We start from the raw sequence: 26,960 nt of genomic DNA on the forward strand, positions 1-26,960 counted from the left end.
TCGTCATTCGTCATTCGTAATTGTTTAAGAACAAGGCTCTCCTGCCGATCGCGGTCGTCATTTTTATCGACCTGCTCGGCTTCACGATCATCCTTCCTCTGCTGCCGTTTTACGCGACCTCGTTTGGGGCATCGCCGGAAACGATTGGCTATCTCGTTGCGAGCTATTCGGTCTGCCAGTTTTTTGCAGGGCCGGTGCTGGGTGGATTGAGCGACCGCTTTGGGCGGCGACCGTTGCTGATCTACTCGCAGCTTGGCTCGATGGCAGGCTTTATCCTGCTGGCTTTTGCGAACTCGCTGCCGATTCTGTTTCTATCGAGAATCATCGATGGGATTAGTGGTGGCAACGTAACGATTGCCTCGGCTTATATCGCAGACGTCACAGAACCAAAGGAGCGCTCCGGCGCCATGGCGATCATCGGCATCGGGTTTGGGATGGGCTTCGTCGTCGGGATGCCGCTTGGCGGAATGCTGGCGCAGCATTATGGCTATGCAGTCCCGGCGTTTGTGGCAGCGGGATTCGCACTATCAAGCACGCTTCTCAGCACGTTTTATCTGAAGGAGCACCATCATGTTCGTGACGATAGCGTGATTTTCGGCTGGCACTACTACACGAGGATCTTCGAGTACCTTCGCATTCCGAATCTTCGAACGTTGCTCCTCACGTTTCTTTTCTTCGTCCTGCCGTTTTCGCTGTTTATGTCGATGTTCTCATTGTTCGCGATGCTGAAGCTGCAGTTTACTCCGGAGGATATTGGTCTCTTCATGGGATTCGTCGGCGTGCTTGGCGTACTGTGGCAGGGCGGTGTAATCCGACCATTGGTCCGGAAGCTGGGCGAACTGACCTGTCTTCGGATTGGACTTGCAGCAATGGTCGTTGGCTTGCTGGGGCTTGCCGTTGCGCAGACGATACCCGTCTTAGCCAGTGTCGCGGTTTTATTATCCTTTGGAACGGGCATTACGCGGCCCACGATCTCAAGCCTCATCACACAATATGCGCCACCAACACGCAAGGGCGGGGCGCTCGGAGTTTCTTCATCGCTCGAAAGTTTTTCGAGAGCGATCACACCGATCCTGGGTGGCTGGATCATCGGCGGGCTGCATCCGAATTACATTGGTTACATCGGTGCGCTGATGGCGGCTGTTGCGGTATTTTTCTCGATGCGGGTGCATTACGATAGCCGTGATCTGGCGAAGGCTACTCCTTAACAAACTGCGAGCGGCAATGACCATCGCTGATGGAATAAACTCCTTGCGGAAGTTTGCTCACATCTATAGTGCCATCGCCGGACATAGCACGCATACAAGTCCGCCCAAGCAAGTCCGTGATGACAATGTCATTCGAGGTGGATTCGATGTGCAATTGGCCGGTTGTGGGATTTGGATAGATTTGGAATTGACTGGAAACTGTCTGTGCCTCGGTAACTGCGCTCGTTGTGATCATCTCCGATAGCGGCCTTCGACAAACTTGAGCTTCGTAAATTCCTGCAAAAAGGAATGTGTTATTCGCAGCAAGTGAATAGACGTCAATGTGTGAGCTTGGGGCACCAGCGGCAGGTAGGCCAGTACCAACCGCCACCCAACTTGCGCCATTGCTTGTACTGAGAAATACGCCGTTTTCAGTTCCAGCAAAAACATTTGTGCCGCTTGCAGCAAGCGCATAGACAAAATAAGCGTCACTTAGGCCACTGCTGACCGAAGTCCATCTTGTGCCTTCGTTAGTCGAAACAAACACATCCCGACCGGTACTTGCATAGATGGTTGTGCCGCTTGCCGCGAGGGCGATGACAGTAGAGTCTGTTAAGCCATTATTCACTTTGGTCCAGCTTGCGCCGCTGTCAGTCGAAAGAAGAACTCCTCTGCTGGACCCCGCGAAGACATTCGTGCCGCTCACAGCAAATGATTCTACATCATTATCGTTGTTAACCGCTGACCAGCTTGTCCCGTAGTTCGTTGAGAGATAAATGGTTGGGGTAGCAGCAAAGAGATTTGTGCCGATCACAGCGAGGGCATAAACATAAGTGTTAGTCAAGCCCGTCGGTGTCCAGCTTGCGCCGCTGTCGGAAGAACGAAAAACACCTCCTCCACTATCGGCACGGCCACCAATCCCTGCAAAGAGATGCGTACCAATTGTAGCAATAGCAAGGACAGATGTGCTTGGCAGACCTTTATTGACCCCATTCCACTCGGCCCAGCTTGTGCCGTTGTCGCTTGAGTGAAAAAATCCGCCATAAGCGGTTCCGGAAAACAGGTTTGTCCCGTTCACGGAAAGGGCATCGGTAACCCCTGCATCGGACGGGACACTCAGCTCCGTCCATTGAGCGTTCGCGCGCTGTGAGGCAAAAGAGGTAAGTGTAATAATCGAAGCAATTATCAAGAGTTTCCGTTTCATGGCAAACTGACTGTAGTTAATCAATATATAAACCTGTGGGGCGATAGGCTTCATTAATACACAACCACTATCGCCATAGTGCCCAACTTTGGCTACTCAATCAATACGGATGTACTCAAAGCCAGCTAATCATACTCGACTTGTGCGACGGCATACGCGGCAACGCCTTCCTCCCGGCCGACAAAGCCGAGCCGTTCGCTGGTTGTCGCTTTGACGGAAACGCGTTTGACGTCGAGCGAGAGTGCCTGTGCGATCCGCTCGCGCATGGCTTCGATATGAGGACGAAGCCGGGGCGCTTCAAGCACAACGGTCGCATCGACATTGACAATGTGCGCTTCCTGATGTCGAAGAATATGAAAGACGCGCGAGAGCATTGCAATGGAATCAGCACCACGCCATTCTTCTTTAGTATCGGGGAAATGTAAACCGATATCGCCGAGCGCGAGCGAGCCGAGTAGCGCATCCATGATCGCATGAACGAGCACATCGCCGTCAGAGTGCGCAATCGTGCCCAACCGAGATTCGAAAGTGACGCCGCCTAAGACGAGTGTCTCGCCTTCGGCTAACCGGTGAACGTCATATCCGAAGCCGATCATCCTTCCTTCGTTTCGCTGGCAATCTCGTTTTGGGATTCGTCGAATTCCCGCTTGCAGTTTGGGCACTTAAGGAATTCCCCGCGATCTCGCGTCCATTTCGTCGCAAGCCAATTATTGTTGCAGACTGGGCATGGCTTGTTGACCGGCTTATCATTCGAGATGAAGTCGCACTCGGGATATCGAGTGCATCCCCAGAACTTGCGCTTGGCCTTGCCGCCACGCCGCTCGGCGATATCGCCGACGAGGCACTTCGGGCACTTGATGCCGGTGGGCATTTGCCGCGTAAACTTGCACTTGGGATATCGGCTGCAACCAATGAATTTTCCGAATCGGCTCGAGCGAATCAGCAGTTCGCCAATCCCTTCGCCATCGTTACGCTGGATGCACTCCGGGCATGCTTCGCCAGTTTTTTCTGGCGCCGGTTTGCCTTCGTTCTTGAGTGATGTCTTTTTCCCGCAATTTTTGCAATCGAGATACATCCCGAACCAGCCCGACTTTACCTCGGTCTCCTTCGAGCCGCATGCCGGGCATGGTCGAACCGGCATCTCCTCCGACAACCGCTCATCTACCTGATCGAGCACATGCTTGAACGGAACGTAGAAGTCCGTCATGACCGACTCGTAGGTACGTTCGCGGTCGGCGATCGTATCGAGTTCAAGCTCCATCCGCGAAGTAAATTCGACGTTGAAGATCTCTGGGAAAGACTTGACCAAAATGCGATTCACATCGCGGCCAAGCTTTGTGGGAAATAATCGCCGTTCTTCCTGCTCGACATAATTTCGTTCCTGGATCGTCCCAACAATGGAGGCGTAGGTCGATGGGCGTCCAATTCCGAGGGATTCTAATTCTTTGACAAGTGTGCTCTCACTAAAACGCGGTGGTGCTTTTGTCTGGCTCTCAGCCAGGTCAATTTCTTCGATGTTGGCGGTCTGTCCTTGCTGAATACCATTGGGCAGCCGTTTGGAATCCTCGGCATCTCCAGACTTCGCAGGGGCGTCATCTACATCCTCCAACACCTGCATGTAGCCGTTGAAGGTAATGACCGACCCAGTCGCACGGAAACGATACTGGCTTCCTGCTTTCTCGATCGATTCGATCTCGACCTGCGTCTGGTCCATCAAGGCCGGAGCCATCTGGCTTGCGACAAAACGCCTCCAGATCAATTCATAGAGTGCATAGAGGTTCTTATCCTGCGCCTCGAGAAACGGGCGGACACGCTTCGGATCGTAGAAGGTTGAAGTCGGACGGATCGCTTCATGCGCTTCCTGAGCGCCCTTCGCCTTCTTTACATTGCGCTCTGGTCCCTGATATTGCGCTCCGTAATTCTTCTCGATATAGGAGAGTGCTTCCGTGCGTGCCTCGTCCGCGATCCGCGTCGAGTCAGTTCGCATATAGGTGATAAGACCGGTCAAACCTTCTTCGCCGAGCTCGACACCTTCATACAGCTTCTGCGCAAGCCCCATGGTCTTGCGCGGATTGAATCGCAGTTTCGAGCTTGCTGCTGCTTGCAGCGAACTTGTAATAAATGGGGGTGGGGAGTTCTTCCGAACCTCCCGTTTCGTAAGCGATGCGATACGGTACGTTTTGGACCGCGCATCGGCAGCATAGCCGCGCGCAATCGTGCCGTCGCTAATGAAGCTCTTGGCCTCTCCCTCGGCAAGGTCCTGTGCGCTGCCTTCGGGGTTGCGAAAATCGATACCATCGACCGAAACAAGTTTTGCGTGAATTGGAAATTCTGTCGATTCGGTCGAGAAGTCGGCCCAGAGATTCCAATACGCGATGGGTTCGAAACGCTCGATCGCGTCCTCGCGCTCGCAGATCAAACGGAGCGCAACCGATTGCACTCGTCCTGCGGAGAGCGCTTCGGCGCCACGTCCAACGAATGCCTTCCAGAGAATTGGCGATACCTGATAGCCAATGATCCGGTCCATAACTCGACGGGCCTGTTGGGCCTCGAAGAGCGCGTGGTCAACTTCGCGCGGATGCTTCATCGCCTCGGCGATTCCGGTCTTGGTGATCTCCGTGAAGAGCACGCGCTTGATGTTGCTGTTCTTCGAAGCGACTTCGACTGCCAGATGATAGGCGATGGCCTCGCCCTCACGGTCCGGGTCCGTTGCGATGAAGACTTCTTTCGACTTGGCGGCGAGCGCCTTCAGCCGGTCGATGATTTCCTTTTTGCCCTTGACGGTTGTGTAATGGGGCAAGAAACTGCCATCGAGATCTACGCCGATCTTCGATTTTGGCAAATCCTTGACGTGACCGACCGATGCCTCAACAACGTAGTTGCTGCCGAGGTACTTATTGATCGTCTTCGCTTTCGCGGGCGATTCTACTATGACGAGCGACTTAGCCAATGATATTTCTTTCTGATCGTGGTCGATCGGACGTGCCTTATGAGCGAACGGCGGCAAACATACGACTGAAAGCAGTAGGTTCGCCACGATTTTGGGTAGATGCCCTTTCCCGTCTCCAGAAACGCAGATAATTTTGACCTCGAGAGGCTCACAGCGTAGCTACTGCGGCGCGCCGAATTAGGGCCCGCGGTTTTATTTAAAATAGAAACCGCAGCGTGCCGAGAAAAGAAGACAGCGCTGCGGAGCTCTTGTTTTGTTTGCCCTAATAGAATCCGATAGCCGAAGCCACCGGATTCCTCCCTACCGACGAAATTTCCTGAGGAACAGTTTCCACATTTATGGGAAAATTTCGAAAAATTCTAAAAAGAACAGGTCCGCAACGGGCTGCCGAAAACGTATGGCCCAGGTAAAATACAAGATTTACCCGTACAGGCTCATGCGCATCCGGCAAACCATCACGGACCTAAGGAGGCTTCGGTATGTGCTATTACCACAAGGTCATCTACGACAGGCAGACGATCCTTGCACCAAAATCGACACGGCACATCGGCGAATAGTTTCAACGGCCGCCCAAGAGATTCAACACTTGGATTCCTTATGTCCGTACCACCATCAAATTGCCCGATTCATAACGCTTCATCGAATACCGGAAGAAGATAGCCGCAACGCTTAGGCTGAGCGCCCCTGCAAGCAATAATGCGCCGAGGGCCGGCCACTCGAATCGCGCGATGAGCCGCTCCGGAATCGTCGCGGTGAAGAATGCCGGTATGACGAAGATCGTCACTGCGCGAATACCGCCGGTGAAAATATTCTGCGGATAAAACGAAAAGCCGAGCAACAACTCGAAGATATCGCGCGCCGCGTCCTCGATGTTCGGTGTGTAAAACGCAAGTGATTGTGTGATGACGATGAAGCCATACATGACGCATGCTGCCCCCGCTGATGCCACAATCAAAGCGACGAACGAAACCAGTGTCACATGCCCGAACACCAGAAATATCGTTATGCCAAAGATCATATCGCCGATGGCATCGATCCGCGTGCGACTTACGGACAGATGCCAGAGCACATCCGCCGGGAAGGCGAGATAATAGTCCAGTTCGCCCAGCCGCACGGTGACAGCGAGGTCCATGGCACCCTTGGCAAAGATGAAGACAAGGGAGAAGCTTAATGTCGTCGTCGCAATGAGCATCGCGGTATCCAGCCACGCCCAGCCGTTGACGGTCGGGAAGCTTTGGAAGAAGATATACCAGAGCACCGTGAATGCGGCGTCGTTGACGAACATGCCGATGACCTGCATCAGGAATGACGTGCGAAACTCCATCGCAGAGAGAATACTTGTGCGAGTGAAGTAGATTGAAAGCTGGAGTCGCCTCAGTATATGTTGTATCACGGTCAGCCTCCGTTCATTTCAACCTTTCGAATTCCTCTACGAAATAGCGTCATCGCAATCCCGCTCGCAATCAGCATCCATAGCAATTGTGCAAGAAGGTAGTGCTCGAACAATCCCAAATCAAATTGGACGAGCAAGCGCGACGCACTGTAGTACATTGCGGGAAACGGCATCCACTCCGCAACGCTGCGGAGCGGACCAGGAAAAAGCGCCAGAGGCAGGATCAGCCCGCCGAAGATGAGTTGTCCCTTGAAGTAGATCCATTGGAAGGCAGATGTATCCTCTGTCCACATCGCGAGTATCCCGATCGCGAAGGAAAAGAAGAAATCGAGAATGTAACTCATCGCCAAAAGCAAGCTCCCTGCCAGCGCCGATTCTATCGTGAGGTGCAGCGGACCCACGAATATCAGGCTTGCGATCATCGCGGCCCCGAGGTTCACCAGGAGATTTGGCAGAACGCGGCCGACATACGACCAGAAGTGAAACGCCTGATATGAATAGGGCCGATTAATCGAATACGCTAACGTCCCCGACTTCACATCCGCCTCGACCAGCGCAGCCACAACGGGCCAGCCCGATTGCCGAAATGCTTGCGTGAAGACGAGCATCCAGACCACACCCGCGACATCGATTCCATTGATCGTTGTTGCATGTGCTGTGCGGTACGTCACCGTGTACAGCGTTGTGAAGATCCAGATCCGAACAATCACGACAAGCGCACGGCCCGCCAAATTGGACAAATGGTGAAACCTCTCGGTGACATTTATTTTCGCGACCGAGAGGTATTTTGCAGTACGCATACGGTTACGAAATTAGAGGTGGCGTCGCGACGTGATTCTCCATCCACCCGTGCGTGGGTGATGGATGATCCTGATACATCCGGCGAATGATTTCTTCCATCGGCGGCTCGAAGATATTGACGTCCTTAAGCGTAAAATTCTCGACGGTATATGCCAGAAGCCGTTCGATAGGTTCGGAGCTTACTCCGGCGCCAGCAGGAAGTTCGATCGTGATCGAGTGTTTGCTGCGTTGGGTGACGGCGCCTTCGCGGAAATCGAACGCAGAGGCGTCCTCATCAAGGTGCAGCTCGATGGTCTTCGTCGAAATAAATTGTGCGCGAAAGCTTGCGGTCGGACCGTCGAACATAAGCCGCCCGTGATTGACCACCATCGTCCGCTCTGCGAGCGATTCGACATCTCCTGCATCGTGCGATGTCAGGAAAATCGTCACACCCTCTTGTTCGTTGAGATCGCGAATGACCTCGCGGATGCCGAGTTTGGCCACGACATCGAGTCCAATGGTCGGTTCATCCAGGAATAGAATCGATGGACGGTGCAGCAACGAGGCTACGATTTCGCAACGCATCCGCTCGCCGAGCGAAAGCTTGCGCACCGGAGTCTCGAGCATCGCGCCAATATCGAAGGCGGCCACGAGATAATCCAGCCGCTCGCGATACGCCGCGCGCGGCAACTCGTAAATGCGCGAGAACAATTCGTACGTATCGATCGCCGGAAGATGATACCAAAGCTGCGACTTTTGGCCGAACACTGTGCCGATCGAGTGGGCCAGTTGCTTGCGCTCGCGAGAGGGGTCGAGCCCAGCGCAACGGATACTTCCACTCGTCGGCAGCAGGATGCCAGTGAGCATTTTGATCGTGGTCGATTTTCCGGCACCGTTCGGACCTATGAAGGCGATTCGCTCCCCGGTCTGGCACTCGAAGTTCATCCCGCCCATCATGGCAGATCCTACCGCTTCTATTTCACGGAATTCCGGGTGCACGAGCGACCGCAAGCTGCCCCGAAGGCCAGCTTGCTTCTGTTTCGCCCGGAAAATCTTCCGGAGCTCGCACACCTCAATTATAGGATTCTCCACTTTCATGTATATCAGAAAATAGAATAAGTCTTCCCGGAAGGTTTTGTTACAGGGAAGAATGAGTTATTTGTTATGCGGGCGGCTGAAAGGGGTTAAACCATATGCGATGCTTCGCGGTCTATACAACCTCGGATTAACCTCAAATCGAGGGAGGAGTGGTCAAAACACATACACCTGCTGGCTTGTGGTCAACCACGCGACAGCAAGGATTTGCCATTTCGCTCTCAGCTTTTCCCCGTATGCAGCGGTATTCAGTTCTGGCACTCAGACTTCTTTTGATAGGTATTGTCGCATTTAGTGGTAACCAGGAAATCTGTGCGACTATTCAAAGTGGCTCGCCTAATCGAACATCGGTTCGGCACGGCGCTGTCGTTGCCTCGCCGGTCCGAAACCGAGGCGAGTTAAGCCGTCTGTGGCATGAAGCGGGGTTGGCCTCCACCCGAAATGATCCTACGGCGGCGCGAGACACCTATCGGCTTCTCCTGAAGGTCTGCTCGTTTCGTCAAACCTCGTCGGCTACGTGGTACGCCGCAATGGCCGAGTTTGGGATTGCGCGGACATCATCGCGGATTGCAGCGAGCACTCAATCGCCCAGTGATTCCGCCGAGACCCGTCTGGCTCTGCTGAAAGCTCTCAAGTGCGAGTTCTGGAATTTCGAGGTGCTCGAACGCGACTCGATCCTCTCTAATGTCGCTGGGCGCCAGTGGTTCGATTCGCTCGTCTCCGTTTATAAAGTCCTTCGGCAGATCTCAACGCAAACATGGACCCCACAGCCGCCGCTTCTCATCCTACCTGTCACGGACCCAATCGTTGCCGCTCGACTTCCCGCATCATTTCCGCATCGGCCGATCACCACCGAGTCGGTCCTCACTATGGATTCCACGCAGCGCGCGGAACTTCGAATCGCACAAACGATCCCACTCGATGATTTGAACCGAGTCCCGGCATCCGAAATGATCGCGATCAAGCATCGGCCACTGGTCATTACGCTTCATGGTGGCTGTGCGTCGTACCGCGAATTTTCGCACCATTGGTTTCGCGTTGCCGATTCGCTCGGTCTCAGCATCCTCGTCCCACCCGGTACTGTGCGTCATGGCGAAGACATGAATAGTTGGGAGGGCAGCATCGAATCGATCGACGAAGATGTCTCCGCCGTGCTCGACCGGTTCGAACAGGAGTCCGGCGCTCAGCCCGAGACATACGTTGCTGGCTTCTCGCAAGGTGCGACCGCGGCAATCAAAATTGGTATCATGCATCCCGATCGGTATCGCGGCGTATTTTCTGTTGCCGGCTTGCTCGATGGACCTCTGCCCGACGAACTGCTTCGCACTTCTGCTGATGCCGGACTGTGTATCTATGCGATGAGCGGCGAATTCGATAGTCCTAATTTTCGTGCATCGCTCGAAGCAGCGGGCCGGCAGTGCATGCATGCTTCGTTGCCATTCAAACTCGAAATTATCCCTGACGTGATCCATGAAGTGCCACGTCCATTCGCGATGTACTTCGGTAGTGCACTGAACTGGATCAAGGATCGCCAGGCCGCGCGGGTTGCACAGTCTTCCATGGTTAAGTCTCGGCAGTAGTGGTTTTGTGCTGAAATGGCTGGCAGATGGCGCCAAGGATCGGTGAAGTTTTTTGGCCCATTCGGTGTTACGCACCCCGCCACACAGGCATATACGCACTTTAGCACTTAGCACTTAGCACTTCCCAATGGCTCGTTTAGCGAAATTACAGCGAATTGTAAAGGATAAGGGCTTGGACGCCCTGCTCGTCTCGCACCTGCCGCATATACAATATTTGATTGCCTTCACTGGTTCGAACGGCTTGCTGATTGTCCCGGCACAGGGAAAACCTCACTTCTTTACCGATTTCCGGTATAAGGCCCAAGTCAAACAAGAGGTCATTGGAGCCAAAATCTCGATTGTCGAGCGCGACAGAAACATACAAGATGCGCTGGTCGAACGGCAACTCTTCAGCGATTACGATTCGCTGGGCTTCGAAAAGCAACATATCTCCTATGCACTCTTCGATTTCCTACGCACAAAATTCCGTCATGTAAAGCTCGTCCCCGAGACAGAAATGGTCGAGAAGCTCACAGTCATCAAGAGCGAGGACGAGATCCTTGTGATGAAGAAGGCTGCCGAGATCACGGACAAGGTCTATACAACGGTCACCGAGATGATGAAACCCGGTATGACCGAGCGCGAGATCGCTGCCGAAATTGCGTATCACACCCGCCTGGAAGGCGGCGAACGCGATGCCTTCAATATTATCGTTGCCAGCGGCGAGCGTTCGGCATTGCCACACGGTGCCGCGAGCGATAAGAAGATTCGCAAGAACGAACTCGTTACGCTCGATTTCGGATGCGTCTATCGCGGATTCAACTCGGACATGACCCGCACTGTTGCCATGGGCCGGGTTTCGACGGAGCTGCAAAAGATTTACGAGATCGTCAGAGTCTCTCAGCAGCGCACGATCGATAAGCTGCACGCCGGCATGAATGCCCGCGAAGTAGATACACTCGCTCGCGACTATATTACGCTGCATGGTTATGGCTCGAAATTCGGCCACTCGACCGGACATGGACTGGGCATCGAAGTACACGAAATGCCATCGCTCAATCAGCGCGGCGAGCGCTACAAACTCGAAGCGAATCAGGTCGTCACGATCGAACCTGGAATTTACCTCGAAGGCATCGGCGGCGTCCGCATCGAGGATGATGTCGTCATTCGCAAAGATGGCTGCGAAGTCCTGACATGCTCGCCGAAGGATCTGATAGTCCTGTAAGCTTCGCGTCCCACCAGTCCCCAAGCTTTAGAGTGTCTCTCAGACACGCTATATAATTTTATATTCCGTTTTCGGAAAATATTCATGAACCTGTCACGGTGTCTCCTGGCAACTCGTATGCTTTCACATTGCCAACAAGCGATTATTGAGCCAGATTCGTAATTCGTAATTCGTCATTCGTAATTGAAGAAGAGACCCCCCTCCACCTAATATAACGTTGTTCGATACCTCCGCCATCGCATATTTTCGATGAATTCTGCAAATTATTTGCACAGTGCGTGGCGTGCTTCAGCTTGCCCCAAAAAGAAGCGGTAACCAGGGACAAGCTAAAGCATGTCCCACACCACAAAGGGCTCCCACAAAATAGCCATAGCGAAGTAACCTGGAAATGTGTAGCGCACGCTTCAGCTTGCGCGAAGCCGCCGTTCCCAACATAGTGCCGAAGGCACGGAGTACCCGCAGCCCAGGGTGGAGTGAAACGGAACCCTGGGTTACAGACGCGTAAAGAATTATCAGCCCTGAAAGGGCGATGTACTCCGCCCTTTCAGGGCTATAGAAATTCCAACTCAGGGCTATAGAAATTCCAACGACGCGTAACCCAGGGCTCCGCTCGCAGGCTCGCTCCACCCTGGACTGCGAGTACGCCGCCGCTCCGCGGCTAAATACTTCGGCCCTGAGCACATTCCTCGGTCGCGCGTTGTAGCGCACGCTTTAGCTTACACGAAGCCGCCGGGAAGCAGCGTCCATGATGGGTCATGACCCGGCACCATGAATAGAAGCATTTGTTTATTGTCCTCGCTATGTCCGTCATCTACCGATACAATGGCTTCGTGTTCTTCTTTTTCTCTTCGGATCGACCAGAGCCGAGGCATGTGCACGTAAGAGAAGGGCGACGGTGTTGCACAATTCTGGTTGGGCCTGTCGAATTAGTTAAGAGCGCGGGCTTCCGGCCCTCGCAACTCAGCGAGATTCGAGCGATCATCGAACAGAACTATGAGAACTTCATCAAACAATGGGACCGCTACTTTGGCTGACGATAACGTCCGCGCGGTCGATTTGAAATTTACGAAGGACTCGCTGATTGCCTACTTAGAGGATGGACGTGCGATCGAAGTCCCGCTCGAGTGGTATCCGCGTTTGGCGCACGCTCCGGCCGCGAAGCTCCGCAATTACGAGTGGATCGGACGCGGACTTGGAATCACCTGGCCGGAACTCGATGAAGACCTTTCAGTCGAAGGATTCTTGAATGGCGTCCGTGCACCACGCTCAGCCGCCTATATGGACTTCTCGTGGCGAAAGCCTACGCCCGCCCGTAAGCGGGCCAAGACAATCCCCTCTACTGCCGTTCGCCCACGAGCCGCGCATCAAAGAAGCGCACGTTAAAATGCCCGCCATGGCGGACTTGCGCTTGCGCGCGTTTGAACGCCAAGAGCGGCCGAGCGATAAATCCGGGTAGCGCGTGCACTCGGTGCAGCGTAGCTCCGTAGGAGCGCAATCTTCCCGTGAAGCACGCATCCTCTTCCAGGATACCGTAATGCTTGTCCTGTTCTGCTGCAGGACGTGCGCGGCACGTCCCTACGTTCGTTTACTGGCGTATTCGCCGACCCTTACCCCTTACGGCACTGTCAGGAAGACCACGACCGGCTCCTGGAAATCCGCGTGGGTGTCGGCGTCGTAGGTATAGAAGCGATACGCGGCCTGATGCAAACCACTGGCTGCACCGGGTTTAGCGGAGAACGTAACGCGATGGGTCGAGAGGGAGTCTTTGTACGAATCGGTTTGGGTTACAAGAATGGATGCCACATCGCCCGAGCTTACAACGGAATCGAAAATGAAGGTACAGCCGCAGTTCAGCCGAAGTGAAACTTCCTGACTTGCGCTGAGGCCCGCAAGGCGCACGGTGTCCGGTGTCGCCACCAAGGCATTCGGCGTTCCCAGATCGTTGACCGAGGGCGCGCATGAGTTCAGAGAAACGATCAGAGCAATGGCCAGGCCAATGGCTGCCGCGAGAGAGTACAGGGTTATACGCATAGGATATAGAAATCGTACCGGCAATCCAAACCCCAAACGCCGCACCCTTGTTCACGGTTGATCTGCGCACGACCATCCGATGATAGTAGAATCCGAAGCCATCGTACTCCGCGCCCGAAAACAGGGCGAGACGTCCAAAATTGTGACGCTCTACACGCGCTCGTTCGGGAAGTTGAACGTCATCGCCAAAGGTGCGCGTGAAATCAAAAGCAAGTTCGGCGGCGCGCTCGAAATGTTCGCGCGCTCGAATGTCGTCTTTTATAAGAAGGATAAGCCCGAAGGGGGACTCTATCTCCTTTCAAAGGCCGATCTCGCGGATTCGAACGGCGCGATCCTGAAAAGCTTGGATACGATCGAATCGGCCACAGCGATTGTCGAGTTGATCCTGCGCGCAATGCATGATGAGGAAGAGCATCCCGAGGTGTTCGATTTGCTTGCGGGAAGTCTTCGGCAGCTTTCCACGAATGAAAATCCTCGGATCGTCCAATTCCGATTCTATATGGAATTCGTGGTCACGATGGGTTTTGGGCTTGGCGAGCAGGCGGAGCGTTCGCTTTCGCCGGAGGCACGGGCGTGGCTTCGATCGCTCAGCCGGAATGAAAACACATCTATCGCTCCGGGGCTCGAAGAAGAGCTTCAGCGCTTCTTCCGTGACTATTTTGCGGAGCATCTGCCCGGCATGAATTCACACTCGATGCGCAGCGAGAAAGTGTTTTCGGAGTTGTAATCGCAGGGAAAAAGTCCCGCGATTCACATGGTGGCTCATCCGTCGCGTTGCCTCGGCAGAACCCTCCGGAAGAGGCAGGAAAACCCCGTCATTACAACGAATGGGAACATAAGCCCCCCTAAAAGCTTTACGCACTGGCATTTTACCCGGCTCCGGATACACGCGAGCCGGGCCATTTTCGGGTTTTTATCGTTCAATTGTGAAAAAGAACCGCGCCAAGATTATCCTTATCCTGCTTTTTATTGCGGGAGCTATTTATGCGCTCTATCCGACGTATCAGTCGCAAAAGCTGAAAAGCGAGCTCGACGAGTTCGGCACGACCGGCCGCGACTCGGTTCGCCGCGCTCAGTGGCTTGCGCAGAATGCCGAAGACATGAAGAGCGCCAGTACCAAAGCGATCAAGCTCGGCCTCGATCTGCGCGGCGGTATTTACGTCACGATGGAAGTGGACGTGCTCAAGTTTCTTGAAGAGCAGGCCCTGCAAAAAGACGATTTGCTCGACTCCGTCCTCAAAATCACGGAGCGCGAAGAGGCAACCACGGAGAATCCCATTGTCCCGCTATTTGTCCAGCATTTCAACGACATTGCGAAGCCGAAGGGCAAATCGCTGGCCAACTACTTCTATTTTGCCGACGCGAACAATGGCGATGACAAGAGCATCCAGGCCGCGCTCCAAAAGGGCGTCGATGAGGCCGTCGATCGCGCCATTGAGATTATTCGCAATCGTATCGATCAGTTCGGACTGACCGAACCGACGATCCAAAAGCAAGGCTCACGCCGGATTATTATCGAGCTTCCGGGAGGCCAGGACGTCAACCAGGTCCACCAGCTCCTCCAAGGGACAGCACAGCTTGAATTCCGCGTCCTGAAGGACCAGAAGATTGTCGAACGCGTCCTCGAGCGCATCGATAAACACTTGGCTGGCGATACCAGTCTCGCGAAGTTCGTCATGACCGACTCGGCCCGAAAGGCCGAAGCAGCTGCTGCTAAATCGGACTCTACCAAGGCCAAGGCGATTGCAGCCAAGGACACGACCGCTAAAGACACGAGCAAAGCCGCAATCGCTGGCATGACTCCTGAAGATTCGGCGCACCGCGCGGATTCACTCGCGGAGATTGGCATGACGCAAGAGCAAAAGGCGGCCCGCTTTATCAAGCTCCATCCGTTCCAGTATCTTCTCGCACGCAGCACGCCGCAGCGCGCCCAGAGCTTTATCGTCAACGAACAGGACCGCAGTTCGATCAAGCAAATCCTGCAGCGGCCGGATGTCAAGCCCATCTATGGGGACGAAGTGGCAGTCATGTTTGGCCGGCCAATGCCTTCGGCAAACAATACGGTAAACTATTACGAGGTCTATTTCCTCGCGGCGCAGCCGGAGTTGACGGGCAAAGTCATCACCGATGCTCGCGCGGACATCAGCCAGCAGGATGGCCGCCCCGAAGTCTCCATGCAAATGGATGAAGACGGTGCGCACGTGTGGCGCCGCGTCACCAAAGCGAACATCAATAAGCAAGTCGCGATCGTACTCGATAGCGTGGTCTATTCCGCGCCGAAGGTACTCGGCGAAATTCCGAGCGGCAACTCGCAGATCACCGGGATCGGCGATATGACCGAGGCGAATTTGCTCAAGATTGTCCTGAAGGCCGGCGCGTTACCGGCCCCGGTCAAGATCATTCAGGAGTCCGTCGTCGGACCATCTCTCGGAGCAGATTCAATCTCCAAGGGCACCTGGTCTATCGTCTGGAGCTTTATCGTCGTGATCATTTTCATGGCCTTCTATTATATCACCGGCGGACTCGTCGCGGATATGGCCGTGCTCATCAACTTACTCTTCACGATGGCCGTGCTCGCCACGTTTGGCGCGACACTGACGCTCCCCGGTATGGCGGGGCTTGTGCTCACCGTCGGTATCGCAGTCGATGCCAACGTGCTGATCTACGAGCGTATTCGAGAAGAGCTGAGTCTTGGGAAATCGCTGAAGCTCGCCATGGACGATGGATATCACCGTGCGTTTGCACCGATCTTCGACGGCCATTTGACGGCGTTCTTCTCGGGTGTGATTTTGTATGCGTTCGGCACCGGGACGGTGCAAGGCTTCGCAGTGACGCTCATGATCGGTGTGGCTGCATCGCTCTTTACGGCAATCGTGATCACGCGAGTGATCTTCGACATCCTCATGGAGCGCAATCAGTCAGTCATCAAGTTTGGATAATCGTAGGGATGTGAGTATCACGTCTCCACAAAGAGAACTATGAGATTTTTTCGTAAGACCAGCATTGATTTTATTGGGAAGCGCCGTACCTGGTATGTCGTTTCAATCCTCATCACTGTCACCGGTATTGTCTGGGCGCTGTTTCGCGGCGTCGAGTATGGTATTGATTTCGCGGGCGGTACGGAGGTCCAACTGCAGTTTCAAAAGGATGTCAGCATCGAGCAAATGCGCGGCGCATTGGATGCAGCAGGCATCCGTGGTGCGGAAGTAAAGTACTACGGGCGGGACGCGTCCGGAGTTCTCGTCCGTGTTCGTGAGGGCGCGCAGGGTGCACAGGCTGGCGCGGAAGCAACGAAAAAAGTGCTCGGCGCCGTTGCACAGGGATTCCCGACCAACAAGTCCATTCTTTTGCAGGAGCAGCATATTGGTCCGAAGATCGGAGCGGAACTCCGAGCAAAAGCGGTCTGGGCGGTTTTCTTTACTTGCGTCGTGATCCTGATCTACCTCGCATTTCGCTTCCGGTTTGTCTATGGATTGGGAGCAGTCATTGCTATCATCCACGATGTGCTGGTCGCGTTTGCTTTCGCGGTCATCTGCAATGGCATCTGGCCATGGCTGAATCTTGAGATGAACTCGACATTGCTGGCGGCGTTCCTGACGATCGTCGGCTTCTCGGTCAACGATACGGTTATTATCTTCGACCGAATCCGTGAGGACCAGAAGAAGTACAAGGGTCAATCCCTGAAAGAGATTATGAACCGCGCCATCAACGAGACGCTGCCACGAACGATCATCACGTCCGGCACCGTCTTCCTGACACTGCTCGTGCTTTTCATCTGGGGCGGTGAGGTCTTACGCGGGTTCGCGTTCACGATGCTCATCGGTGTTATCACCGGGACATACTCATCGATCTTTGTGGCAAGTGCCATCGCGTATGATTGGCTCGAGCGTGGCAAATCGAAGACGACGCCAGTAGCCGCGAACGTCCGCAGCCGCCGGTCGGCGGGACAGATGGCCACTTCGGTCTGAATTTATCTAATTCGCAAGAGCGTTCTTGTGGCATGATCTCATCCTTTAATTCGACCCCGGGCAAGCTCACCGTATCGCTCTCGGGCGATCTCATCGGTGGTTCGGATGCTATGAAGTTCTCCATTGACTTGCGAGAGTCGCTCGCAAGTCACACACCGAAGCACGTGGTTGTCGATGCCTCACAGGTGGGATTCGTCAACAGCTCGGGCCTCGGAATGCTCATCGCCGCCAGACAGTCCGCGCTCGAGCATGGCGCTGAGTTCACGCTCGAATCCCCCGGCAGCCAACTCAAGAGTCTGCTGAATGTCACGAAACTCACGGAGTTGATGGGCGCGTAATAGACCAAATTGCTACCCTTTGGAGTTAGTTTGGTATGAGTGAGATTACGGTTCAAGTATCAGATCGCGAGCGGCAGCTCCTGGATGAACGCGCCCGTGAATGTGGCATGACATCCGAACAATTCGCGCACCTCACAATCGCGTCCGCCATCGAGAGCGAAGACGGTGACTTCGAACAGATTAAAGAGTACCTGTTCGAGAAATACGAAGACCTCTACCGCAGGTTGGCGTGAAACAGTACATTACACTTCGGGAAGTTATTGACTTTCACGAAGAGATGGTAACGAGAACTGGAGGCTCCCACGGGATTCGTGACTTTGGACTTCTCGAATCAGCCATCCAACAACCTCTGCAACAGTTCGGTGGAATCGATCTCTATCCAGATGTCGCCGCGAAGTCGGGCAGCGCTCGGCTTCTTCCTAATATCCAATCATTCCTTTATTGACGGGAATAAACGGATTGGACTTGCCGCGATGCAAATGGTGCTTTACCGAAATAGATTTGAGATTGCGGCTTCGAAAGACGAAATTGAAGAGATTGTTCTCAAGGTCGCGGCAGGAGACCTGAAATTGGATGGCTTTACGCTATGGTTACGGTCGCATTTGCGAACGCGCATCGGACTTATACATCATCCGCGCCGAAAATAAAAACCTCCCCCGCGACGGAAGAGGTTTTTAGCTCAAGAGTTTCGCGTTGATTTCTTCGGCACCTTCGCGCCTTTTTCCCGTGCCTCGGATAAACCGATTGCAATCGCCTGCTTCCGGCTCGTTACTTTCTTGCCGGAACGTCCACTGCGTAACGTTCCAGCTTTCTCTCTGTGCATCGCACTCTCGACCGATTTCGATGCGGCCTTGCCATATTTTCTGGGCATTGCGTCATCACCTCCTTCCGCTGATAACTTCTTCAAGAACCATTCCATAGCTCTGTAGCGAACTTATCAATTTGGGCATTGTTTTACAGCCGGCCTGTTTAGAGGCAGCCCATTCATGGGTCGAGAAAATAGCCGGACCATGGAGTGCGAATCGGCTTTTTTTTTTACCCATGCCGAATACCATCATTCTTGGCGCCCAGTGGGGCGATGAGGGGAAGGGGAAGATTGTCGATCTCCTTGCCGCTGATGCCGATATCGTAGCCCGCTATCAAGGCGGAGCCAATGCCGGCCATACCATTAAGCTCCCTGATGGCCGTGAGTTCGTGCTCCATCTCATCCCCAGCGGCATTTTTCATCCGGATGTCACCTGTGTGATCGGCAACGGCGTCGTGATCGATCCCGTCGCGCTGCTCGAAGAGATTCACATGATCGAGCGCGAGGGGGTGCAAGTGCGTGGCAGGCTCTTCATCTCGCACAACGCGCACCTCATCATGCCGTACCATAAGATGATCGATAAGGCCGCCGAAGCTCGACTGTCGCAGCAGAAGGATGGCAGCGCTGTCGGGACAACCGGTCGTGGCATCGGTCCGGCATACGAGGATAAATTCGCACGCAAGGGTATTCGCATCGTCGATCTGCTCGATCGCGAATCACTCCGCGAAAAGCTCCGCCGGAATATTGCGGAGAAGAACGAGTTGCTCGAGAAATTCTACGGCGCCAGCGAACTTTGCGATGTCGATTCGATCATTCACGAGTATGAAGCCTTCGATCAGGAGATGGACGCCTACATCACCGACACGCCGCTTCTGTTGAATCGTGCTATTCGCGAAGGGAAATCCTTGCTCCTCGAAGGTGCGCAGGCCGCATTACTCGATATTGATTTTGGGACATATCCTTATGTGACATCCAGCAATCCCACGGCGGGCGGTGCCTGCACCGGACTCGGCATTCCACCGATGGCAATCGACCGTGTGATCGGAGTCGCCAAGGCGTACGCCACCCGCGTTGGCAATGGACCCTTCCCGACGGAGTGCCTGGACGAAGTTGGCGAGACCCTCCGCAAAGTCGGCCGCGAATACGGCGCGACGACCGGACGCCCGAGAAGATGCGGATGGTTCGATGCCGTGGCGGTCCGCTACACAAATATGATCAACGGCGTGTCATCGCTCGCGCTGACCAAGCTCGACGTGCTGAGCGACATGCCGGAAGTGAAACTCTGCACGCGCTACGAACGAATGACCGATGGCCGTCAGATCGAGCATTTCACGACCGATCTTCGCCAACTCGCCAATAGCCGTCCGGTGTATGAGTCCTTCGAAGGCTGGCGAGCTGAAGACATGAAGGGCGCAACCTCGCGTGAGGAATTGCCACGGGCAGTGAAAAAGTATCTCGACGCGCTCGAGCGGGAAGTCGAGTGTCCGCTCGAAATCATCTCGATAGGTGCCGGACGAGAGGAGACGCTTACTGCCGAGAACGTGCTGAGTGTTTAGCGGAAGCTCGGCGCTGGAGCTCGACGTTGAAGACGCGGCACTTAACACTTCGCGCCCAGGACTTTCGTAACTTTGCACCATGAATCGCCGACTGTTCCTGAAAGGCGCGCTGGCAACCGGCGCAATATCACTCGCGAATCTCGATCAACTCGCGAAAGCGAACGCGGCCAGAGTGGCCCCGAAACGGATGGATACTCCGCTGACCAAGCCCGGCAAGACCGAGCAGGACCTTGCCGACACGCTGATCGCCCACGCGAAATCGCTTGGCGCGACCTATTGCGATGTCCGGCTGGTGCGCATGCTCTCGCAATCGGTGACCGCACGAAACAATGTCGTCACCGGACTCTCCGACAATGAGTCTTACGGTATGGGCATCCGAGTCATCAAGAATGGGACCTGGGGGTTCGCCGGAACCCGTGAAGTGAATGAGGCCAGCGGCAAGATGACAGTTGCCGAAGCGATTGTCATTGCCGAGAGTAACTCGAAGATCCAAGCTGTACCGCTCGATCTTGCGCCAGTTCAGGCCGTTACTGCCGAGTGGAAGACTCCGATCAAGAAGAACCCGTTCGAAGTCTCGTTCAAAGATCGGGCGCAGTTTCTGCTCGATATGCATGCTCTCGGAGCAAGTGCGCCGTTAGGCAATAACAAGCTGACGCTCACTTCCGACCTTCGGTGTGTCCGCGAAGAGAAATATTTTGCATCGAGTGAAGGCTCCCGGATTTGGCAGGAGGCAACAAGAATTGACCCTTCGACCTGGGCAACAGTAGCGGATCCGGCTAAAGGAGAGTTTGCTTCCCGCGCGCTCTTCGTGCTGCCCCAAGGCCGCGGATTCGAATATGTCGAGGAGTATCCCTATAAGGACGAGATCAAGGAAGCCGCCCAGGAGGCAAACGAGAAATTGACCGCCACTCCGGTAGAGCCCGGCAAGTACGATCTCGTGCTCCACCCGACGCATTTATGGCTCACGATCCACGAGTCCATCGGCCACCCAACAGAGCTCGACCGCATCTTAGGATATGAGGCGAACTTCGCGGGCACGAGCTTCCTGCCGGCGGATAAGTGGAATGGCTATTCTTATGGCTCATCCTATATGAATATCATGGCCGATCGAACGCAGGATGGCGCGCTGGCCACAATCGGCTATGACGATGATGGGGTCCCGGCTCAGTCCTATCCAATCATTGAGAAAGGCGAGTTGGTGGCGCTTCAGACGACACGCGAGCAAGCAAAGATGATCGGCGAAAAGACTTCGCGCGGCGAGAGCTACGCCGAAGGCTGGTGGAATATACCATTCCAACGCATGCCGAATGTGAGTTTGCAGCCGAACAAGAAGCCGATGTCGCTCGATGACATTATCAAGGATACCGGTAAAGGCATCTTCATCAAAGGCAACTCGAGTTACTCGATCGATCAACAGCGATACAACTTTCAATTTACCGGACAGGTCGCGTATGCGATCGAAGACGGAAAGATTGGCCACATGCTGAGGGATGTCGCGTATTACGGCAAGACCTCTAAGTTCTGGGACAATCTCGATGCCGTTGGCGATCAAACGACGTACATGCTCGGCGGCGCGATGTACGATGGCAAAGGTGAACCGATGCAGTCCAACCCGGTCTCGCATGGTTGCCCGGTTGCCCGCTTCTCCAATCAGCGAGTGATCAATACTCGGCAGCAATCTGCAAACGCCAAGAAGGGAATGATGGACTATGATTAACCTGCTCGATCTCGATGAATTGCAGGCGCTCGGCAAAAAGATTCTCGCCCACTCGAAATCCGAATGGGCTGAAGTCTCACTGGGAAGCAGCCATGTTTCGAATTTACGATACGCCGCGAATACCGTTACAACCAGTGGGTCGTATACCAACACTTCGGTCTCGATTACGGCCGTGAATGGGAAACGGGCCGGTACAGTATCGACAAACGACCTCTCGGATGACGGATTGCATCGCGCCGTTGCACGCGCGGAAGAAATCGCGGGGCTTGCGCCCGAGAACGATGAACTCGCACCGCCGCTCACGGCGAAGCAGGCCTATCCTCGGTCTTCGGCTTACGATGCTCGCTCGACGGACCTGGAGTGGGCAGCGCAGCAACGGTCGAAGATTGCAGCCAGTGCGATCAAAGAGGCGACCGCGCATCAGTTTCAGACAGCCGGATTCCTCGAGTCCGGTATCCACCATAGCGTCTACCGCAATACCAAAGGGATCATTGCGGCCGATCAACACACGCGTACGACCTTCTCCAACACGATGCGTTCTGCCGAAGGCAAGTCGAGCGGGTGGAACAAGCGTGCCTCCCATGCGATCTCGTTACTCGATGCGCAGAGCGCAATCCTGCGTTCCAGCGAGAAGTGCGTAGCATGGGACGGTGCAAAGAGTATGGATCCCGGTGTTTATAAAGCGATCCTCGAGCCAAGCGCAGTCGCTGATCTCCTTCAGCAATTTGCATGGGCGCTCGATGCTCGCGATGCGGAGGAAGGCCGCAGCGCATTCTCCCGGCCGAATGGCGCAACTGCGCTCGGCACCCAGATCGTTGGCGAGAAAGTTCATATTTATAGTGACCCCTCACATCCGTTGGTCCCGAGCGGGGTATACGGCGAGAGTGGCCTTGCTGTCCCGGCAACAGAGTGGGTCGCGGGCGGCAAGTTGATGAACTTGCACCGCAACCGTTATTGGGCGCAGAAATCCGGCAAAGCTCCACTACCCGGACCAACAAATCTTATTATGGATGGCGGCACAATGCTACCAGAGGATTATCTCACCACGGTCAAAGAAGGTTTGCTGATTACCAGCTTTTGGTACATCCGCGATCTCGATAATCAGACTCTCGTCAAAACCGGCCTTACCCGCGATGGACTCTATTGGGTTGAGGATGGAAAGATCCAGTATGGCGTCTCCAACTTCCGTTGGAATGAGTCGCCAATCACTATGCTCCAGAATGTTATCGACTTTTCAGTGCCGGTCGTCACTGCTCCCCGCGATGGCTGGGACGGGATGCCAATGTACGTGCCGATGATTTACGTGAGCGGATTCAACTTTGCCTCGCAAAGCGACGCGGTCTAATACTCCACCGGTTTCCGCATCGAGTCAATCTTCGTAATCTGCACCTGACCCAGTGAATCGCGCTTGGTCGTGTCCGGCGCAGCTTGAGGCGCTCCGGGATAACCTGTATTGAAGTATTCGATCTTCGGACGCACGGCGTCGTAGGCGTACTTCATAAACTTGCCCCAGATCGGTGCGGCGGCGCGGCCACCCTGACCGTTCGAGCTGTTGAACGTGATCCGCTTGTCATCAAACCCAACCCAAACGCCAGCCGTGTACTGCGGTGTATAACCCATGAACCAAGCGTCGGCATAGTTCTGAGTCGTGCCCGTCTTTCCAGCGGCGGGATAGCGGAAGTAATTCAACACGCGGGTAGCTGTGCCGCGAAGGATCACACCCTGAAGAGCGGATGTCAGTTCGCGGCAGATTTTTGGGTCGAGTACGTTCTCAAACTCCGGTTTATGTTCATAGAGCACCTTGCCGTTCTTATCTTCGACTCGAATAATATCATAGGGTTCGGCTCGCACGCCTTCGTTCGCAAAGACCGCGTATGCAGCAGTGAGATCGAGTGGACTCACCTCAGCGGTCCCCAACGCGATCGAAGGATATGGTGGGACATTCGACCGAATCCCTAACCGCTTCGCCATGCTCACAACGTCCTTGGCGGAGGTCAACTCCAGGATCGTATGGACCGCGGAAAGATTCAGGGACTGCTCGATGGCGTGACGGATACTGACTGTACCGCCTTCATATTCTCCCGCAAAATTGTGCGGCGACCAGTTCTGTCCACCGCTGCGGATTGTAATCGGTTCATTGGAGACACTCGATTCGGGAGTGGATCCGTGCTCGAATGCTGAAGCGTACAGAATCGGTTTGAACGCGCTGCCCGGCTGTCGAAGTATCTGCGTAGCATGGTTCAGTCCGTAGCGGACTTCCTTATAGTTCGATGCGCCGACCATGGCTACGATCTCGCCTGTGGATTGATCGATCGCGACCAGGCCTGCCTGGAGCACAAGTTCTTCATCCTTGACACTATCGACAAAATCCTTGTTCGCCCTCAACGCGGCTGCAATCTTGTTGCGATCGGCATCCGACGAAGCCGCATGATAATCTGCGTTGTTGCGAATGGCTTTCGCCAGTACGGAATCGAGCACAGCCTTGTGCTTGGCCCAATTCCAACCACGATCGACGACGTTCTTTTGATAATCCGCGATATGCTCGAGCACCGCACGGTTTGCGGCGCGCTGCATTGCAGCGTTCAGCGTGGTATAGACGATCAGTCCGTCGCGATAAATATCATAGCCAGCCAATTGCGGCATCTTCTGGAGCTGCTGGCGAACCATCTCGGCAAAATGCGGGGCGATACCTTGGTAACCAACATAAGGTTTCGTTTTTAACGACTCCTTTTTGAGCCGCTCCGCATCGGCACGGCGAAGATAGCCGGCGTTCACCATGTTTTCGAGTACAGTGTTGCGGCGTGCGATCGCATTGTCATAGTCATCTTCCGGGTCGTAATTCTCTGGCCCTTTCAGAATGCCGACAAGATAAGCACATTGAGCCGGTGTGAGCCGGTTCACATCCCGACCAAAGTACGCTTGACTCGCGGCCTCGATGCCGTAGGTACCACGGCCAAAGTAGGTGACATTGAGATACATTTCCAATATCTCATTCTTCGTATGGTTGCGCTCGATCTGCACCGCAGTGATTGCCTCACGCAACTTGCGAAGGATCGATTTTTCTTGAGTCAGATAGAGATTCCGTGCAAGCTGCTGCGTGATCGTACTCGCGCCCTGCTTGGCATGCAGCGAAAAGATATCAGTGCCGATTGCGCGAACATTACCCCAAAGGTCAATGCCCCAATGATGGAAGAAATTGCGGTCCTCCGTAGAAATCAGCGCCTTGATGAGAAACGGCGGAACGTTGCGCAGATGAATATTCGTCCGGTTCTTGACAAAGTATTGATCGATCGGCTCACCGTCCGTCGAGATGATGCGCGTGGCAATTTCCGGGTGAGGACTTTCGAGTTGCGCAAGGCTCGGCAGGCCGCGCTGGACATCCCACCATAGAAGAACGAGCAGCACAACTCCGGCTGCGGATGCGATGTATATGTTTCGACGACGTGTAGTCACAGGGGACTAACAACCAGTTACGCTCTCGTCGTGCCTTGCGAGGCGCGCCGTGTGAGCTATCGAACCCGCTGGGAAATGTACTCGCGCACCTTGTCTGAAGCAATTCTAATCTGCTGCATCGAATCCCGCTCGCGAATTGTCACAGTCTGATCCACCAGCGTATCGGAATCGATCGTGACAGCGAAGGGCGTGCCGATCTCATCCATGCGGCGGTAGCGGCGGCCGACGGCTCCGGAATCGTCGTAGAATGACTTCATCGACTTGCGAAGGTCTTTTTCTAATTTTTGCGCAATCTCCGGCATACCCTCCTTATTCACGAGCGGCAGCACGGCAACTTTGATCGGTGCGATGGATGGATGCAAGCGCATTACCACTCGCTGCTCGCCCTCGACCTGTTCCTCCTCGTAGGCATTACAAAGCAGCGCCATGAAACCACGCGTGGCGCCGGCGGCAGTCTCGACAACGTACGGCGTATACTTCTCTTTCGTCACTTCGTCATGCACCTGCAGGCTCTTGCCGGAGAACTCGGTGTGCCGTGTTAAATCAAAATCGGTACGATTGTGGATACCTTCAATCTCGCCAAACCCGAATGGGAATAGAAACTCGATATCGCCCGCAGCCTTGGCATAGTGTGCGAGCTTCTCGTGTGGCTTAAAGCGCATCTTCTCCGCCGGCATTCCGAGCGATTGCCACCAGTTCCAGCGCGTCTCGCGCCAGTCTTCGAAGAACTGCTCGTCGGTGCCCTTCTTGCAGAAGAACTGCATCTCCATTTGCTCGAACTCGCGCGTGCGGAAGAGGAAGTTCTTCGTATTGATCTCGTTGCGGAAGGACTTTCCGATCTGGCAAATGCCAAACGGAATCTTCTGCCGCGAGGACTGCATCACGTTCAGGAAATTTACGAAGATCCCCTGCGCCGTCTCCGGGCGCAAAAAGACAGCATTCGTGTCATCCTTGACAGGGCCGATATGTGTCTCGAACATGAGATTGAAATTGCGCGGCGGGGTGAGCGTCTTGACTCTGCCGCAATTCGGACAGGCCACCAACTCTTTCTCGACCAGGTCGGAGAATAGTGTATCACTCTTCTCAATCATACCCAGCAGGATTTCCGCGAGCTGGTCCTTGGTCACGTCCTGCGACTGCATGTTCAGCGTCTTGGCGAGAATGCCTTCGAGCTGGGTCGCTTTGGAGATGGCGCGCAGCCGTTTCTCCGACATCTCGCTGAAGAGATGATCGACGCGGTAGCGCATTTTGCACTCACGGCAATCGACCATCGGGTCAGAGAAATTCTGCACGTGCCCGGAAGCCTCCCACACACGCGGGTGCATAAGGATGGACGCATCGATGCCTTCGATGTCGCCGCGCTGCGTCATCGACTGCCACCACGCGTTCTTCACGTTGCGCAGCATTTCGACGCCGAGCGGGCCGAAATCCCAGCAGCCATTCAAGCCGCCATATATTTCGGACGATTGAAAAATAAACCCGCGCCGCTTCGCGAGAGAAACGATCTTTTCGAGCAGCGCCTGTGAAGAAGATACCTGAGCCACGATTACTTTGTCAATAAAGGAGAAAAGCCAAAAGTACGACGGAGAGTAACGTGTAGCGCCCGGAGTATACTCCCGGCACCACACCGCTGTAACTATTTCTCGGTTCGCTGGTTCTTACCCTTGCGGCACCGTGCCGCCATTCTCCGAAATAAGGC

22 protein-coding genes and 2 pseudogenes are annotated in these 26,960 nt (G+C 54.6%); 13 read left to right on the top strand and 11 right to left on the bottom strand.

Features of this window, described 5'->3' with window-relative positions; translation table 11 throughout:
- The first annotated feature begins 20 nt into the window (after positions 1-20).
- Positions 21-1,208, top strand: a complete 1,188-nt coding sequence (locus tag Q8902_00285) for an MFS transporter (protein MDP4197992.1) — start codon at positions 21-23, stop codon at positions 1,206-1,208.
- Here the strand turns inward: Q8902_00285 and Q8902_00290 are convergent.
- The 6 genes from Q8902_00290 to Q8902_00315 form a co-directional block, all read right to left on the bottom strand.
- Positions 1,198-2,391 carry a T9SS type A sorting domain-containing protein gene (locus Q8902_00290; GenBank protein ID MDP4197993.1) on the bottom strand — a complete coding sequence of 398 codons (1,194 nt, stop codon included), beginning with the start codon at positions 2,389-2,391 and terminating at the stop codon, positions 1,198-1,200. The genes Q8902_00285 and Q8902_00290 overlap by 11 nt on opposite strands.
- Positions 2,392-2,516: 125 nt before the next feature.
- On the bottom strand, positions 2,517-2,987 hold the full coding sequence (gene ispF / locus Q8902_00295; protein ID MDP4197994.1) for a 2-C-methyl-D-erythritol 2,4-cyclodiphosphate synthase: 471 nt from the start codon (positions 2,985-2,987) through the stop codon (positions 2,517-2,519).
- Positions 2,984-5,341 (bottom strand): type I DNA topoisomerase, encoded by a 2,358-nt coding sequence (gene topA, locus Q8902_00300; protein MDP4197995.1) that lies wholly within the window; start codon positions 5,339-5,341, stop codon positions 2,984-2,986. Before topA ends, ispF begins: the two co-directional genes overlap by 4 nt.
- A 595-nt stretch (positions 5,342-5,936) precedes the next feature.
- Positions 5,937-6,734, bottom strand: a complete 798-nt coding sequence (locus Q8902_00305; GenBank protein ID MDP4197996.1) for an ABC-2 family transporter protein — start codon at positions 6,732-6,734, stop codon at positions 5,937-5,939.
- A 2-nt stretch (positions 6,735-6,736) separates the two neighbouring features.
- Complete coding sequence (locus Q8902_00310; GenBank protein ID MDP4197997.1) at positions 6,737-7,534, bottom strand: hypothetical protein; 798 nt, start codon at positions 7,532-7,534, stop codon at positions 6,737-6,739.
- A 4-nt stretch (positions 7,535-7,538) separates the two neighbouring features.
- Complete coding sequence (locus Q8902_00315) at positions 7,539-8,612, bottom strand: ATP-binding cassette domain-containing protein (GenBank protein MDP4197998.1); 1,074 nt, start codon at positions 8,610-8,612, stop codon at positions 7,539-7,541.
- A gap of 233 nt (positions 8,613-8,845) precedes the next feature.
- Here Q8902_00315 and Q8902_00320 point away from each other — a divergent pair, with 233 nt between their 5' ends.
- The gene (locus Q8902_00320) at positions 8,846-10,189 is read left to right on the top strand and encodes a hypothetical protein (GenBank protein MDP4197999.1); all 1,344 of its coding nucleotides are present in this window, start codon (positions 8,846-8,848) and stop codon (positions 10,187-10,189) included.
- A gap of 127 nt (positions 10,190-10,316) precedes the next feature.
- Entirely contained in the window at positions 10,317-11,393 is a 1,077-nt protein-coding gene (locus Q8902_00325) for a Xaa-Pro peptidase family protein (protein MDP4198000.1), read from the top strand.
- 716 nt (positions 11,394-12,109) lie between these two features.
- Here Q8902_00325 and Q8902_00330 read toward each other — a convergent pair.
- Entirely contained in the window at positions 12,110-12,265 is a 156-nt protein-coding gene (locus Q8902_00330) for a hypothetical protein (protein ID MDP4198001.1), read from the bottom strand.
- 121 nt (positions 12,266-12,386) lie between these two features.
- Here Q8902_00330 and Q8902_00335 point away from each other — a divergent pair.
- Positions 12,387-12,656 (top strand): annotated as a pseudogene (locus Q8902_00335) (DUF2442 domain-containing protein).
- 351 nt (positions 12,657-13,007) lie between these two features.
- On the opposite strand, the gene Q8902_00340 reads toward Q8902_00335, so the two are convergent.
- A complete protein-coding gene (locus Q8902_00340; GenBank protein ID MDP4198002.1) occupies positions 13,008-13,424 on the bottom strand; it encodes a hypothetical protein in 417 nt (138 codons plus the stop codon).
- Between the two features lie 79 nt (positions 13,425-13,503).
- On the opposite strand from Q8902_00340, the gene recO reads away from it, so the two are divergent.
- From recO to Q8902_00370, 6 genes and pseudogenes are all read left to right on the top strand, one after another.
- Positions 13,504-14,151, top strand: a complete 648-nt coding sequence (recO, locus tag Q8902_00345; GenBank protein MDP4198003.1) for a DNA repair protein RecO — start codon at positions 13,504-13,506, stop codon at positions 14,149-14,151.
- A gap of 199 nt (positions 14,152-14,350) precedes the next feature.
- Positions 14,351-16,363, top strand: a complete 2,013-nt coding sequence (gene secD, locus Q8902_00350; protein MDP4198004.1) for a protein translocase subunit SecD — start codon at positions 14,351-14,353, stop codon at positions 16,361-16,363.
- A gap of 39 nt (positions 16,364-16,402) precedes the next feature.
- The gene (secF, locus tag Q8902_00355; GenBank protein MDP4198005.1) at positions 16,403-17,392 is read left to right on the top strand and encodes a protein translocase subunit SecF; all 990 of its coding nucleotides are present in this window, start codon (positions 16,403-16,405) and stop codon (positions 17,390-17,392) included.
- Between the two features lie 32 nt (positions 17,393-17,424).
- Positions 17,425-17,730, top strand: coding sequence for an STAS domain-containing protein (locus Q8902_00360; GenBank protein ID MDP4198006.1), 306 nt, complete (start codon positions 17,425-17,427; stop codon positions 17,728-17,730).
- 35 nt (positions 17,731-17,765) lie between these two features.
- The gene (locus Q8902_00365; GenBank protein ID MDP4198007.1) at positions 17,766-17,963 is read left to right on the top strand and encodes a hypothetical protein; all 198 of its coding nucleotides are present in this window, start codon (positions 17,766-17,768) and stop codon (positions 17,961-17,963) included.
- Positions 17,960-18,377, top strand: a pseudogene (locus tag Q8902_00370) (type II toxin-antitoxin system death-on-curing family toxin). The gene Q8902_00365 and the pseudogene Q8902_00370 overlap by 4 nt, the downstream one beginning before the upstream one ends.
- Before the next feature lie 32 nt (positions 18,378-18,409).
- Here Q8902_00370 and Q8902_00375 read toward each other — a convergent pair.
- Positions 18,410-18,637, bottom strand: a complete 228-nt coding sequence (locus Q8902_00375) for a DUF6496 domain-containing protein (protein MDP4198008.1) — start codon at positions 18,635-18,637, stop codon at positions 18,410-18,412.
- A 134-nt stretch (positions 18,638-18,771) separates the two neighbouring features.
- On the opposite strand from Q8902_00375, the gene Q8902_00380 reads away from it, so the two are divergent.
- The 3 genes from Q8902_00380 (at position 18,772) to Q8902_00390 (ending at position 23,153) form a co-directional block, all read left to right on the top strand.
- Positions 18,772-20,091, top strand: coding sequence for an adenylosuccinate synthase (locus Q8902_00380; protein ID MDP4198009.1), 1,320 nt, complete (start codon positions 18,772-18,774; stop codon positions 20,089-20,091).
- A gap of 79 nt (positions 20,092-20,170) precedes the next feature.
- Positions 20,171-21,808, top strand: a complete 1,638-nt coding sequence (locus tag Q8902_00385) for a TldD/PmbA family protein (GenBank protein MDP4198010.1) — start codon at positions 20,171-20,173, stop codon at positions 21,806-21,808.
- Positions 21,801-23,153, top strand: coding sequence for a TldD/PmbA family protein (locus tag Q8902_00390; protein MDP4198011.1), 1,353 nt, complete (start codon positions 21,801-21,803; stop codon positions 23,151-23,153). The genes Q8902_00385 and Q8902_00390 overlap by 8 nt, the downstream gene beginning before the upstream one ends.
- Here Q8902_00390 and Q8902_00395 read toward each other — a convergent pair.
- Both Q8902_00395 and Q8902_00400 read right to left on the bottom strand, forming a co-directional pair.
- Positions 23,150-25,261 carry a PBP1A family penicillin-binding protein gene (locus tag Q8902_00395; protein MDP4198012.1) on the bottom strand — a complete coding sequence of 704 codons (2,112 nt, stop codon included), beginning with the start codon at positions 25,259-25,261 and terminating at the stop codon, positions 23,150-23,152. The two genes, Q8902_00390 and Q8902_00395, sit on opposite strands and share 4 nt — an antisense overlap.
- Positions 25,262-25,317: 56 nt before the next feature.
- On the bottom strand, positions 25,318-26,805 hold the full coding sequence (locus tag Q8902_00400) for a glycine--tRNA ligase (protein ID MDP4198013.1): 1,488 nt from the start codon (positions 26,803-26,805) through the stop codon (positions 25,318-25,320).
- Between the last annotated feature and the right edge of the window lie 155 nt (positions 26,806-26,960).

It is taken from the genome of Bacteroidota bacterium (assembly GCA_030706745.1).
Classification (GTDB): Bacteria; Bacteroidota; Ignavibacteria; order Palsa-1295; family Palsa-1295; genus PALSA-1295.